Origin of the sequence: Alloscardovia theropitheci, from assembly GCF_004332295.1 — a bacterium.
GTDB classification, from domain to species: domain Bacteria; phylum Actinomycetota; class Actinomycetes; order Actinomycetales; family Bifidobacteriaceae; genus Alloscardovia; species Alloscardovia theropitheci.
In genome coordinates this window covers 21,092-35,074 of record NZ_RXLP01000015.1, presented here as the reverse complement: position 1 = coordinate 35,074, position 13,983 = coordinate 21,092, and the positions used below count along the sequence as shown (strand labels likewise).

10 protein-coding genes are annotated in these 13,983 nt (G+C 43.7%); all 10 read left to right on the top strand.

Going from position 1 to position 13,983, the window contains the following annotated elements:
* The first annotated feature begins 1 nt into the window (after position 1).
* The 10 genes from EJ419_RS03145 (at position 2) to EJ419_RS03100 (ending at position 13,955) form a co-directional block, all read left to right on the top strand.
* Positions 2-3,742, top strand: a complete 3,741-nt coding sequence (locus EJ419_RS03145) for a Cna B-type domain-containing protein (RefSeq protein WP_131283525.1) — start codon at positions 2-4, stop codon at positions 3,740-3,742.
* Between the two features lie 197 nt (positions 3,743-3,939).
* Positions 3,940-5,889, top strand: a complete 1,950-nt coding sequence (gene nudC / locus EJ419_RS03140) for an NAD(+) diphosphatase (RefSeq protein ID WP_131283523.1) — start codon at positions 3,940-3,942, stop codon at positions 5,887-5,889.
* A gap of 10 nt (positions 5,890-5,899) precedes the next feature.
* A complete protein-coding gene (gene gcvH, locus EJ419_RS03135) occupies positions 5,900-6,301 on the top strand; it encodes a glycine cleavage system protein GcvH (RefSeq protein WP_131283521.1) in 402 nt (133 codons plus the stop codon).
* 109 nt (positions 6,302-6,410) lie between these two features.
* Positions 6,411-7,745: an App1 family protein gene (locus EJ419_RS03130; protein WP_240680318.1), complete on the top strand. Its 1,335-nt coding sequence runs from the start codon at positions 6,411-6,413 to the stop codon at positions 7,743-7,745.
* A gap of 44 nt (positions 7,746-7,789) precedes the next feature.
* Positions 7,790-10,243 (top strand): S9 family peptidase, encoded by a 2,454-nt coding sequence (locus tag EJ419_RS03125; RefSeq protein WP_131283593.1) that lies wholly within the window; start codon positions 7,790-7,792, stop codon positions 10,241-10,243.
* A 47-nt stretch (positions 10,244-10,290) separates the two neighbouring features.
* Entirely contained in the window at positions 10,291-11,328 is a 1,038-nt protein-coding gene (locus EJ419_RS03120; protein WP_131283519.1) for a 3-isopropylmalate dehydrogenase, read from the top strand.
* An 11-nt stretch (positions 11,329-11,339) separates the two neighbouring features.
* The gene (locus EJ419_RS03115; RefSeq protein ID WP_131283517.1) at positions 11,340-12,590 is read left to right on the top strand and encodes a lipoate--protein ligase family protein; all 1,251 of its coding nucleotides are present in this window, start codon (positions 11,340-11,342) and stop codon (positions 12,588-12,590) included.
* Between the two features lie 134 nt (positions 12,591-12,724).
* Positions 12,725-13,156 carry a hypothetical protein gene (locus EJ419_RS03110; RefSeq protein ID WP_131283515.1) on the top strand — a complete coding sequence of 144 codons (432 nt, stop codon included), beginning with the start codon at positions 12,725-12,727 and terminating at the stop codon, positions 13,154-13,156.
* A 2-nt stretch (positions 13,157-13,158) separates the two neighbouring features.
* On the top strand, positions 13,159-13,716 hold the full coding sequence (locus EJ419_RS03105; RefSeq protein WP_131283513.1) for a hypothetical protein: 558 nt from the start codon (positions 13,159-13,161) through the stop codon (positions 13,714-13,716).
* Positions 13,713-13,955, top strand: coding sequence for a hypothetical protein (locus EJ419_RS03100; protein WP_131283511.1), 243 nt, complete (start codon positions 13,713-13,715; stop codon positions 13,953-13,955). The genes EJ419_RS03105 and EJ419_RS03100 overlap by 4 nt, the downstream gene beginning before the upstream one ends.
* Positions 13,956-13,983 lie beyond the last annotated feature (28 nt).

Below are 13,983 nucleotides of genomic sequence, written 5' to 3'. Positions count from 1 at the left end.
TATGAAGAAAGCAACGAAGCAATTCCTCACAGGTTTGCTATCTTTTATCTTTGTCGCATCAGGTTTTCTGATGTCATCGCATGTGGCTTATGCTCAAGAAAATACTGCAGGGCTAAAATTTAATACTCTTATGATTAAGGAATCCGATTCGGGTACTGTCATCGCTGATTTGCTAGCCGGACAAACTCCAGAGCTCAAAGCTGGAACGACCTACGCTTTAGATGTTGAATACTCGGTGCCCGCTAGTTTGCAGTTCTCACCGACATATTTTAAGGCATACTTCGGCAACGGGCTGTACGTCAAAACTCTTCCGGGTGCCACATTTACTCCGGGGCATATTGAATCTACAGGATTTGAAGAACTTACTGTGAGCCCTTCGGGTACAGGAACATCTCCATACGGATATCCGCAGGCTGGCTCTGAGAAATCTCGCAGTGGCGAGCTGGAATACAAAACGAAGAATTCATTAACCAATGTGTCGTCTCGCAATGAAATTTGTTTTACTGTTGATGATGCGTATTTGAATCAAAGCACGCAGCAGATTCTTACTGATGTATTGAAAGTAAGTTTGCGCACAGATACTACCCCAGATGTAGATGCGCACTCCTATAACGTGACATCAAACCAGTCTTATCAATATACGTTCTATACAAACCAATCAACTGAAGTAGTTTCAAAGGGCGGAGAAACGTCGACACTTAATGTGCAGAATGTGGGCGGTTATTCGTTGACTGCAGCACATAGTAAAACGCAAGTTGACATCATATATCCGAGCGATATCGAATTAGTAGGTCTTGAAGATAAAGCTCTCTACCATAAGAATGGAACTATAGTTTCTACAGTTGAGAATGCTGGGCTTAAGACATCTACGGTGGAATGGGATGAGCCAGGATCATACTCGAGCGGCTTGTCTTTCTATCCGCATGTGAAAGTTCCATCAAATAGTACTCGAGCAAAAGGTTCATCATTTAACGTCATTATTAGAAACTTTAAGAAGACGATTTGGAATGATAATCCGAACGTTGGTAGAACGTCTGAGAATACTCAAGCAGTCATGACTGTAACAATTATCGACGGACAAGATCCTGAAAAAATGACACTACATGCATTAGTTGATTCAGCGCCAAACTGGGCATTCAAGAAGAACGATTCTTATAATGTGCGCTTGGGATCTCTACTCATCAAAAACGAGCTTGTAACTGATACTAAGGCTAAAACTCTCGAATTTGACATTGATCAGTCAGATACGGCGATAATTCGAGGTGTCACAATTCCATGGCATAGTTCCATGGCCTACGGCCAAATTCATTGGACTTCTGCTGATGGGCGAAGCGGAACTGCTGATCCGAATATTTTACAAAAATCAAATGTGTCCGCGCTGATTACGAATACTGCCTTAGGTCTTGGAATCAACGACTCCATCAAATCAGTGAAGATTGATTTAGGAGTCATTCCTGGCCGTTATGACGGTGTGCAGCCTATGCGAGATTTACTTGTTACGAGCAATCCAAACGCTAAATATGTATCCGATGAATTTTATGGGTGGTCATATATTCCTGCCGGTATCTACGGCAGTTGGAAGAAAGGTACACAAGCAGATGTGGTGTCCACTGCCAAATTGTATACAACGGGTGAACAACCTTCTGCGGATGAAACCTATACACTAATTGGTAAGTCAGTCGCGCCACGAGTGGTTAATGGTGTAGGCAGTATTAACAAGACGCAGGTGCTTGGCGGAGATGGATTTACAATATCCGGACGAATTGATGATGCTAATTGGGATTGGAATCCATTACAAGAACCAGTGCTCTATATGATTATGCCAGAGGGCTTTAGCTATTCTAATCTTCAACTCACTAATGGTACTTTGAGTTCGCCTGAATATGTAGGGGAGTTTGAAAAGGATGGCGTTAAAGTCAAAGCATGGAAATACTCAGTTGATATCGGTCAAGAAACGCGTGGACAGTATCAGCCTGATTTTACGAGCAAGAATATGAATGTCTCTTTCGACGTAAAAACAGACAAGAGAGCCAAGCGCGGGACATACCATATCAATGATTTCTTAGGCATAACGACTCAAGATTTTGCTGAAATTGGTGCCGTGATTAAAGCCGAAAAGTGGGATAGGAGTAACTGGAACACTAGCAAATATACGGCTGCTTTTGGTAATGCTATTAACTCTGGCAAAGACATGGTGTCATTATCGGAAGGGCCGGGAGTAGCGGTTAGCCAAGCATATGGAATTACAGCTCAGGCAGAATTGCTTATTCCTCAAACAGGAAAATCGTACATTTACGATGCTACGTCGGAAGATAGTAAGACTGATACTACTCCAATCTTGGGTAACGGTGACAAAGCGGTCATGCGTATACGCGTTCGTAATAATACAACGACAGCAATTGATCACGCTACATTATTTGTCCCATTGCTCAATCAGGAAGCAAACTTTGGGAACGCATTTATGCCAGAGGGTGTAACCAAACTTCCGCTTCAACTCGATCATGTTGATGTGACTGATAATTTTACTGTTAAATATATTCATATCAAAAATGGGAAACAGTTTGCAATTAATACGGCTCCACAGCCGGCTGATTATGAGGAAGTAACGAATCCAAATGATGCAAATATGCTGATGTTGGTTTCGCAGGTTGCGGTGGCTCCAGATGATGGTGGTCGTGTTGATATTACATATAAAGTTCCAGAGGAATTAACGCGTTCATATAACAATCTCAAAGACGTTATCACGCCCGTTCTGGATTACGATATCAATGGCAATAAGTCAACACTTACAAAGGAACCAGCCGCAGTCAGCTTCTTTACTGACAAGGTTGAAACGATTAGTATACCGGTAGAAAAGGTATGGCAAGATCATGATGATGAATACGGTTCTCGTCCGCAGAGCGTGCGGATAAGCGTATACGCCGATGACGAGAAAGTTGCGGAGCATAACTTTGTTGAGGCTGAGCAATGGAAGCATACCTTTGTAGATTTGCCGAAGATTAAAGATGGTAACGAAATAGCCTATAGCGTTCGCGAAGAGAGCATGAGCAGTTATACGGCGACGATAACCGGTAACCAGACTCAAGGCTTCATAGTCACGAATACATATTCGGTGAGACCGGTAACTATTAAACCTACGGTAAAGAAAGTTATGCAGGGTAATCCTGAACAGAATTCAACGTTCACTTTCCATATGAAAGCGTTAAATCAAAATAGTCCTATGCCTCACAGTGCAGTAGGGTCTATGGCGACGGCGACAGTTAATGGTGCTGGAACAAGCGAGTTTGATACCGTAACGTTTACTGTTCCAGGGACTTATAAGTATGAAATTACGGAAGTTAACGATCACGTGACGAACTACGAATACGATACCTCTGTGTACCTTCTCACTGTTCATGTCACAGATGTAAACGGGCAATTGGTAGCGCAGAAAACTATCGAGAAAGCGGGAGAAACTTCAAACGATATCGTATTTACTAATACATATCGCGCACCTGTAAATCCAACAGTTCCGACAAATCCAAGTAATCCAGGTACGCCAAGTAATCCAGGAAAGCCAGTAAAACCAGGAACTCCAGTAGTAACGTCGCCAAGAAAGCAGCCAAAGGCAACACCGAAAAAATCGGAACTAGCAAAAACTGGTGTCCGTATTGATGCGATGGTGTACGTGTCTGTGCTGTTGCTCATGATAGTGACCGTGCTAAAAGTCGTATCTGTAGGGATAAACAAGCGTAGACAATAATAAGTCATGCTATCTGCGATAGTTAGATGAGATTGCTAAGCTAAGACTGCCTAGCTAAGATTGCTAAGACCGCTAATACGATTACCTGTAAACAGTTCAGATAATCCATATTAACGGTCTTTTACATTTATAGATGTATAAAGATGCGTATATCGCGTGTGCTCATTTACGTAATGTGTGCATGATAGCGTAAAAGTATGGCAATTGAGTACTTCGACATACCCGTATATACATATCATCGTCCATCTCTTGCACAAGCGGCCTCGCGCACGCCCATTGTACTCATTCATGCTTTTCCTGTAGATCATCATGTGTGGGATAAGGCAGCTGCAGAACTTACCCAGCAACTGATTGATCAAGACTTAGACACAAGTATTTTTGCGGTTGATATGCCGGGAGCGGGGACGAATCCTCCAGCGCCAATAGATCGCGTAGGCGATATCGCTTCTGATGGGGCGTATACGGAAGCAATGGATCGTATGGCGTCGTCCATTGTGCATGCCACCCAGAAAATGGGATATGATAAAGCGATTTACGTAGGTATATCCATGGGGGGATATGCGACTTTGTCTATTGCGCGACAATTCCCTGATGCAGTTGCTGGATTGGCCTTATGTGATACGAAGCCAGATGCAGATACACCTGAGCAGAGAAGGAATCGTTTAGCGGCGGCTTCGCGTGCAGAATCGGAAGCGACGCTTGAACCGGTTATCCATTTTGCTCAGCCGCATGATGGTGATTCTGAATTTAAGAAATCTGCTGAATTTATTAGCACTTTTATGGGGTGGATTAATGCGCAAACGCCATCTGGAATTGCGTGGCGACAGCGCATGGCTGCAGGTCGGCGAGATGAACATGATACGCTCGAAACAATTACTGTGCCTGTAGCGGTTATCAGTGGGGCTCGAGATGATTCGTCGAATCCACGTATCATGCGCCCGATGGCTGAAGCAATGACCCATGCGAGTGTAACTTTTAATGAGATCGACGATGCTGGACACTTTACATGTTTCGAAAAACCTCATGAGGTAGCAAAAGCCTTGACAAGGCTCGCACAAGAAGTTTTTGAGATAAGTAACGATGGCTTAGACCGTAATTCGCGTCTGCAAAGTGCTACAAATCAGTATCCCTATAGTTTTGAAAGTTTACGGCTTGGTCAAAAACTAGATGATGTACCACTTGCTCGAGGGCATGTGGATTGGCGAATTGATCAGCGTGAAACGATAACGGAAAGTTCGTGGGGTACTATACTAAGCCAAGAAAATTCCCAAGTAATTCTCGTGAGAAATGGTCGAGTTGCTCTTGCTAAAAACGGTATCGGTGCTACCGTCACAACAGGGCATAAGCGTCGCATAGCTACTTTCCCAGGGCACTATATGGTGAAGGCGCTAGAGGCATATGGTGATTGCCTGTATTTCTTGGGAGAAGTTGGCGAAACTGTATACATTGCAGCTGATCTTGATGAAATGGAACTCCAAAGCGAAGGTAAACCTATTGATAAGACGAGCACATTCATAACCATGAGTTCGCTGCAATTTGATTGGTTGCCAGTGCGTAGTGTTGCTCCTTTGCTTTCTGATAATGAAGCGCAACTTGTCGTTATGGCGACGGGGCTTGGGATGTGGCATAGGAAATCACGTTTTTGTGGGGTATGTGGATGCAAAAACCGCAATATCAATGGCGGATGGGCGACTCGATGTGAGAGTGAAGAACATCATGTAGGTTTTCCTCGCGTCGAACCCGCTATGATTGTGCGCATTACTGATAAAAAAGACCGTATCCTTCTTCAACATAATCTCTTATGGGAAGAGAAGGTTCATTCCGTATGCTCGGGATTCGTCGAGGTTGGTGAAAGTGCCGAACACAGCGTGCATAGAGAAGTACGTGAAGAGCTCGGTATTGGTGTTACGGATGTACATTACTTAGGGTCGCAACCATGGCCTTTCCCAGGGTCGTTGATGCTAGCGTATAGCGCACAGGCAGATAGCGATGAAGTGAAGATTGATACACGTGAGCTTGAAAGTGCACGCTGGTTTACTCGTGATGAGCTTATGAACGCGCTCGCATTCGGTGAGATTGAGCTTCCTGGAGCTTCTTCAATTGCGCTAAAAATGATTGAGCAGTGGTATGGAGCAAAATTACGATAAGATAGTGCCTATGAGTGAAAATACACCACAAGCGCCAAATTTGAGCGTACCTGATCATTTGAGCTATTCCGAAGACCATGTATGGGTGGATACTTCTGTATCACCTGCTGTGCTTGGAATTACGGAATATGCTGCTGAACAGTTGGGCGATCTCGTATTCGTTGATCTTCCTGAAACCGATACTGAAGTTCAAGCCGGTGATGAACCAATTGAATTAGAATCAGCTAAGGCAATTTCCACAATGGTTATCCCCGTATCTGGGACTATCAAGTATGTTAATCAGGCTGTATCTGATGATCCAGAAGTTATTAATTCGGATCCGTATGGTGAAGGATGGATTGTCAAAATTGAGCTTGATGATGACGAGCCAGAACTCTTAACAGCTGAAAACTACGCTGAAATAGTTAAATAATCAGGTTAAGAAAGTTAAGTATTATAAAATAGTGAACCATTGATTATGCAGTTCTTGTTACTGTGTAATCAATGGTTACGTATAGTACCTCGACCCAGTAGAAATCACTATGATTAGTAAGCAAAGCCAGAGCAGGTCTGAGAAAACCACTGAGAAAACCACAGCGAAAACGACAGTGAAAACAATCTCCCAATCGGCTGAGAAAAACTCCGAGAAGAGATCAGGAAAGAACGCGAAGGATTCTCAGCCGAGCAAGTCTCGATGGACTAAGATAACGCGTCCAATTATGGCACAGCGTACTCGCACAACTATTGATCGTCCCTCTATTCATGAGAAGACTGAGACGAAGCCAGCCCCTATTCAATTCATGCGTCGAACGGTAACATGCATATTTGATATGTGGTATAAGGCATCAATGTATTGCGCTCGTAAAGCTCATTGGGAGCCTCGAGTTGAGCCATATGTAGGCTACGGCACTGAAAAATTCTCACGAATCATTTGTCGAACTGTATATAGCGCACGTGGTCGCGGAATTCGTCGTACTATAAACCGTGGAATTCGCAATATTTTCATGGTTCCGGCTCCTCGTGTTCCGGTGCGTATCAGTATTGATGATATTCCAGTACTTACTGCACAGATTGGTGATTTAAGCCAGTACGATAGTTTAGATTCAATTGCGGAATCTGATATTAGCCGTATCAATACTGATAATCAGGGGTATCTCGATTTACTTACCAAGCGCAACATGACTGCTGGGATGCATACGATTGCGTATAGCGTAAAAAATCGCGCTCCTGTTTTTTCACCGTTGTATATATCACCGGATGGTTCCCCAGTAGGGATTATTTCTGATGTAGATGACACGATTATGGTGTCACAAGTACCTAATGCAGCACGTGCAGCGATAAAATTCCTCTTTACGAGCCCTCATAAACGTGCATCAGTTCCGGGAATGAGTGTCTTCTATAACAAGATTGCTGACCTTTTCCCAGGTGCTCCATTCTTCTATCTCTCGACTTCACCGTGGAATGTAGAAGGAACAATTCGTGAAGTTATTCGTTCGCACGGATTCCCGCAAGGACCAATCTTGCTACGTGATATAGATCCTCGACCGAAGACTTTTATTCCATCAGGCGTACAGCATAAATTGGAGTTTGCTCAGCAACTAATGTCTGATTTTCCTCATATGAAATTCATCCTACTTGGAGATGACGGTCAACAAGATCCGACAACGTATGCGCGTTTAACACGATTGTATCCTGACCGAATTCTCGCAATCGGTATTCGCCAGCTTACTACTGATGAAAAGCATTTACAGCAGACTCTTTCTCCAACGAGCGCTCCGGATGTAGGTGTGCCAGTTTTCTATGGACAATCTGGAGTAAGCTTGATGGCTACCATGCTTCCATTATTGGAACAGATTTCACGTCAGAATATGAGATAACACAGTTAGATTCTGAAACGTATACGCAGCTGCAAAGGATAATGATGACTGAACTTACTACCGATTACTTTAGCTCTCATGAGATTTCGTTGGATAGTGTTCCTCATGCACAGAAGAAACCGACGGCTAGACGCTATCATGGACGCGAATTTATAGATAACTATGAATGGCTGCGTGACAAAGAATCAGAAGAAGTTAAAAATTATGTAGCTGAGCATAATGCTTTTGCCGATAAAGTTACGAGCCATTTATCGTCGTTGAAGCAGACCTTATTTGGCGAATTAAAGAACCGCGTGCAAGAAACGGATATGAGCGTGCCGACGCGAATAGGGAAGTATTGGTATTTTGCTCGAACTGAAGAAGGCAAACAGTACGGCAAACAGTGTCGCGTGCCAATTGCTAGTGAGGATGATTGGACCGCTCCTCAAGTGGAGGCGGATAAAGAGCTACCTGGTGAACGTATTGTTTTTGATGCCAACGATGAGTCACAAGGTCATGATTTCTTCCGTTCCGGTGGGCTAGATCTTGATAAAGACGGGAAATTGCTTGTCTATAGTATCGATACGACTGGCGATGAACGATATGATGTGCATGTACGAGATGTGGAAACTGGGGAAGATCTACCTGATCTCATTCAAGGTGTAAGCGCAGGAGCAAATATTACACCTGATGGTCAATGGATTTTCTACATTCGAACGGATGACGCGTGGCGCCCTTGTGAAGTATGGATTCACCGTGTTGGTACTGATAGCAACAATGATGTTATGGTCTGGCGCGAAGAAGATGAACGATTCTGGGTTGGATGCGGTTTATCGTTCGACGAATCCATGATGATTATCGAGACGGAGTCAAAAACTACGTCAGAAGTATTGCACCTTCCTGTATCCGATATCGCTGGATTATTATTACCAGATGGGGATCCTGCGGCGAAACGGTTTGAACCGTTTATTAAGCGCCAGGAAAATATCGAATACGATGTAACTTTCGCACGTTTTGAAGCAATGGGCGATAACGGCGAGGATGTGCCAGTTGCAGTAGTCGTTCATAATGTAAATCACCCAAATTTTGAGATTGACCTTATTGATATGCGCTCTCATGAGGGGCCGTATCAGTTAGGAGATGGCGATTGCATTGCTGTTGGTTCAGACTACGGATGTGAGCAGGCAAGTGAAGTTGCGCGTGCAAAATCTGTCAGCGAACCATATTTCGATGACAGGAATCCAGCGATATTACAGGGAGCTTGTGGACTACAAGTAGGTGGTTTGGGCATTTACAAGAGTTTCATTACTCTAAGCTATCGTGCCGATAGTCTTAGCCACTGCGCAATCGTGTCAAAAGAGCAAGCTTTTAAGGATTGGAAAGCTGGACGTCCTATAAGTTTTACAACTTTAGGCGAGGACGATACAGAAACGATTCCGGCTGTTGGATTCGGATCAAATCCTGCATATGAAGCTCCTGTCGTACGCTACGGATTTGGCTCATATACACGGCCTAGTCAGTTACGCGAGCTTAATCCGATAACTGGAGAAGACCATTTGCTGAAGAAGGCGAACGTTCTTCATTATGATGAAAATCTATATGCTGAACGGCGTTTATGGGTTACGGTGCGAGACGGTGAGCGAGTGCCAGTATCTTTAGTATGGAAGAAGGGGCTTGTTCCATCACTTGACGGGTTGAGCTTAGAAAATGACGAGCTCTCTAGTCCGGAACTTTCTGAACTTTTTAATACTCAGGATAGACCAAGCATGCAAGGCTCTTCACCTATGTTTATTACTGGTTACGGATCGTATGAGATAAGTATGGGTCCAGGATTTTCTGTAGCACGCCCAAGCATGCTTGATCGCGGAGTAATTTTTGCCGTAGCCCATATCCGCGGTGGTGGTGAAATGGGTCGTGCTTGGTATGAGCAAGGGCGCCGCTTGAATAAAATCAATACATTTAATGATTTTGTCGATGTTACAGCAGCTCTTGAATATGCTGGAATTGCCGATCCTCATAAAACCGTCGCTAATGGTGGGTCTGCAGGTGGCTTGCTGATGGGTGCGATTGCTAATGCGGCGCCATTCTTGTATGCCGGAATAGAAGCGGATGTACCTTTTGTAGATGCGTTGACATCTATCTTGGATGAATCATTACCGCTAACAGTAACGGAGTGGGATGAGTGGGGCGATCCTTTGCATAACGAACAGGTATACGATTATATGAAATCGTATACGCCGTATGAGAATGTTATGACGGCTGATGAAAGACGTAAGAAGTTTGGAACAACGCATTTCCCGGTTATCTTCATTACTACGTCTATGAACGATACTCGCGTATTGTATGTAGAACCGATGAAGTGGATTTCTCGGCTTAATGAGCCGGAAGTGGACGTTCAGGCATTCGCAAAAATCGAAGTTGAGGCTGGGCATGGTGGTGTTTCTGGTCGCTATAAGCAGTGGGAAGAAGTTAGCTTTGAAAATGCGTGGTGTCTTGACATTATGGGGTTGTCCAAGTAGCGGACAGAAATGCTCACTTTGTGATTATTTCTCCTACACTGGTATTCATGACAGATACACGAGTTTTTAATATCGCAGTAATTCCTGGCGATGGTATTGGAAAAGAGATTACTCCTCAAGCCCAAGCAGTGATGGAAAAGGCTACGGAAGGCGTAGCGCAATTTAACTATACCCAGTTTGATCTGGGTGCAGATCGCTACTTGCGAGATGGGGTTATCTTAACCGATGAAATTCTTGATGAAATCAAGAAAAACGACGCGATACTTTTAGGAGCGATTGGCGATCCGCGTATTAAAGCAGGAGTTCTCGAACGTGGTCTTTTGCTTAAAATGCGTTTTGCGCTCGATCATTACATCAATCTGCGTCCATCGAAGCTATATAAGGGTGTAACATCGCCTTTGGCAAATCCCGGCGAGATTGATTTCGTTGTAGTGCGCGAAGGAACTGAAGGTTTGTATGCAGGTGCTGGTGGTTCCACTCACGCGGGGACGAATCAGCAGGTAGCTACGGAAGTTTCGATTAACTCGGCGCATGGAGTAGAACGAGTTGTACGATACGCTTTCGAGCTTGCAATGAAACGTCGTAAGCATGTGACACTTGTACATAAAAAGAATGTGTTGGTAAATGCTGGCGATATGTGGCAGCGAATCGTGAATGAGGTTGCAGCTGAATATCCTGAAGTTACGCATGACTATTTGCATATCGACGCAACAACTATTTTTATCGTGACTGATCCGGGACGTTTCGATGTTATCTTGACGGATAATCTTTTTGGCGACATCATTACTGATGAAGCAGGAGCGGTCGTGGGTGGAGTAGGATACTCTGCTTCTGGAAATATCAATGCTTCTGGCGAGTATCCATCTATGTTTGAGCCAATTCATGGTTCTGCACCAGATATCGCAGGACAGGGAATTGCTAATCCAACTGCAGCAATTCTTTCTGCCGCAATGCTTTTGCGCCACCTTGGCCTCGAAGATGCAGCTTCGAGAATTGAGGTTGCTGTTGAAGCCGATATAGCAGAAAAGGGATCAACTGAGCGTTCGACTGAGCAAGTTGGTAAGGATATTCTGGCTAGACTCTAAACTCATTGAATATGAGTCATAATAATTCGTGTATAGTGTGCCGCGGGGAATATAAAGTTCCCGGCGGCAAACTTGTAGCTGTACAAGTTAGTATCGCTAGTGATGATGCTAGCGCTACCGAGAACTGTACTACCCATGAAAGTGCTTCTCATGCGAGACAAGAAATTCGTCGAATTCGTCTTGATGGAGATTTTTTCATTGACGGAGTTGAAGATCCCTCACGTGTAGTTGAGTTTATCGAGCATGCTCTATTAGGAGTATCAGCTAAGGTTGCAATGGAAGCAGTACATAAGGAATTTCCAAAAGCACAATTTGTAGGTCTTACCGCCGAAGCGATAGATATAGCAATTTCGCGAGCTTTACATGATCAAGGTAACGACAGTAGTCAGAAAAATAGTGGAGGCTCATCGTCACAAGCTATCGCAACTTCTAGTGCTGCTGGAGAAAAGATAACGCAGCTTAGTTCAGTGTGGGATGAGTTAGATATTGCAATTATCGGTGATGATATTCCTCGTTCCCCGGCTATGCATATGGCATTAGATGAAACTTTAGCACGTGAAGTTGCTGACGGTACGCGTGGCGCTACATTGAGGTTTTGGCAGTGGCAGAGTAATGCTGTCATCATTGGTATTCATCAAAGTTTGAGCAATGAAGTTAATATGAGACGCGCTCGCGAGCTTGGTTTTTCCGTGGTTCGTCGAGTCACTGGTGGCGGGGCGATGTTCGTTGAACCAGGCAATACTATTACGTATTCGCTGTATGTGCCGAGCGAGTTCCTGTCGGGGTTGAGTGGTTACGAGGCGTATAAGCGCTGCGATGAATGGGCATTATTAGCGCTCAATAATTTAGGAATTGATGCTCGATATAAGGCAATTAATGACATAACTTCTCCATCTGGAAAAATTGGAGGTGCGGCTCAGCGACAGTATCGCGCTCGTGTGGGAACTGCTGGCTGCGGATGCATCCTTCATCATGTAACGATGGCATATGATATTGATGCTGCAAAAATGCTTGATGTACTACGAATTTCCCGTGAGAAATCAGCGGATAAAGTCGTCAAATCTGCAGCAAAAAGAGTTGATCCGCTTAAGAGCCAAACGAATCTAAGCCGTGATGAACTCTATAATGCGCTCGTTGAGCAGGCACAGGAAATTCTTCCACACTCGCATACACAGTTCCTGTCTCAAGAAAGTTTGGAAACAGCGGAAAAATTGGCTACTAAAGTTTTCGAACCGGAAGAATGGACGGGGAAGATTAGTTAGAGCTTACTCGTATAGTGCTCATCGCGTGATACTCATACCTTAATTTCATTAAAGAATATAGGAGTTATAATAGGGGTATAGCAACGTTGCTGTTACTATACCCCGTAAACATATAAAATGATTAGGCGCCGACTATGGAGAAGGTAATTTTTACTATTCATAGCAAGAATATAAGGAAAGTACTTGTAGTAATCTTTGTAGGACTCCTCACGCTGCTCCCGCTAAGTTGCGGATCTAGAGAAGCTGATTTTCGAGATCTTCATATTGACGATTATGCAGTAGCTGTTTCACTATCTCCAAGTACGCGTGAATTAGCTACGAGCGGATATGTTTTTCTTATATCGCATGATGGCAAATATCGTATTGTTAATACGGGAGTTCTGCGCGGTCTGCAGACAGTGTGGAATCACAAAGGATTATTCATACCTGCGGCTGATTCAAACTATGCATTTTTGCATAATGGAGAATTAAGTTTTTCACGAGACAAAAGGTTCACGATGATGATAATTTTCTTCATATTGCGTTATCAGATGAAAATGAAAATCCTATATTCATTCACGATATAGGTATGGTTCCGAATTCGCCTACTAAATTGGTAATTGATCGCACAGTGCTACGAACAACGGGGCATCAGACAGTACAAGAGTTTGAGAGTACCCCATTCGACTTTGTCTCTCGTTGTGGGAATTCGTTGTATGGATTAGTGTCAAGTTATAGTGATAATCGTAACTACTTTTTCCAGAAAATTGGTACAAACGATAAACTCACTACAAGATTTATCCACTCATTGAATGTGGAAAGTCATAATGATATTCTCATTGATGCGTATAGCCAGTCTCTTAATTGTTCTAATGATATTATTACATTCATAACCCGCGAAAGCATACGCTCAGATACTGATGAAGAAGATGGTATAAAGACGGTAACTACAAAGCTGTGGAAATGGGATACGCAACATGACAGTCTCAGCGGTGTCTCCATTATGAACGGTGATGGTACGTCATTGTCAGATGGTGAAGGTTTCATTCTCTACGATGAGAATTCGATAGATAGTAACTCTATCGTTTTTGTTAATTCCTATTCGGGGATTCTTTCCCGTGTGGATATGAGCTCGGGAAAATCATGAAGCAACGTAAGATATTTGATTCTCAGTCTGGCTTTATGGAGATAGCGACGAACACTGACAAGATAGCTATACTAGCCACGGATGCGAATGATATAAACAAAACCTCCATAACCTTCTACGACAAAAAGACACTCGAAAAGGTTTCTTCAATTCCACTTGATGGGAAGCTCAAAGATGCTCTATGGCGTGGATATTGGAACACGAATGTGAATCATATCTCTATAAAACCGCGATACTAGCATCAGTGATTCATAGGTGAGCCTTAGG

What these genes read in the sequence shown, in the direction of transcription:
- EJ419_RS03115 (WP_131283517.1), top strand. Translation starts at nt 11,340, where the DNA reads ATGAGTCATAATAATTCGTGTATAGTGTGCCGCGGGGAATATAAAGTT.
- EJ419_RS03110 (WP_131283515.1), top strand. Translation starts at nt 12,725, where the DNA reads ATGGAGAAGGTAATTTTTACTATTCATAGCAAGAATATAAGGAAAGTA.
- EJ419_RS03125 (WP_131283593.1), top strand. Translation starts at nt 7,790, where the DNA reads ATGACTGAACTTACTACCGATTACTTTAGCTCTCATGAGATTTCGTTG.
- EJ419_RS03145 (WP_131283525.1), top strand. Translation starts at nt 2, where the DNA reads ATGAAGAAAGCAACGAAGCAATTCCTCACAGGTTTGCTATCTTTTATC.
- gcvH (WP_131283521.1), top strand. Translation starts at nt 5,900, where the DNA reads ATGAGTGAAAATACACCACAAGCGCCAAATTTGAGCGTACCTGATCAT.
- EJ419_RS03105 (WP_131283513.1), top strand. Translation starts at nt 13,159, where the DNA reads ATGGTTCCGAATTCGCCTACTAAATTGGTAATTGATCGCACAGTGCTA.
- nudC (WP_131283523.1), top strand. Translation starts at nt 3,940, where the DNA reads ATGGCAATTGAGTACTTCGACATACCCGTATATACATATCATCGTCCA.
- EJ419_RS03100 (WP_131283511.1), top strand. Translation starts at nt 13,713, where the DNA reads ATGAAGCAACGTAAGATATTTGATTCTCAGTCTGGCTTTATGGAGATA.
- EJ419_RS03120 (WP_131283519.1), top strand. Translation starts at nt 10,291, where the DNA reads ATGACAGATACACGAGTTTTTAATATCGCAGTAATTCCTGGCGATGGT.
- EJ419_RS03130 (WP_240680318.1), top strand. Translation starts at nt 6,411, where the DNA reads ATGATTAGTAAGCAAAGCCAGAGCAGGTCTGAGAAAACCACTGAGAAA.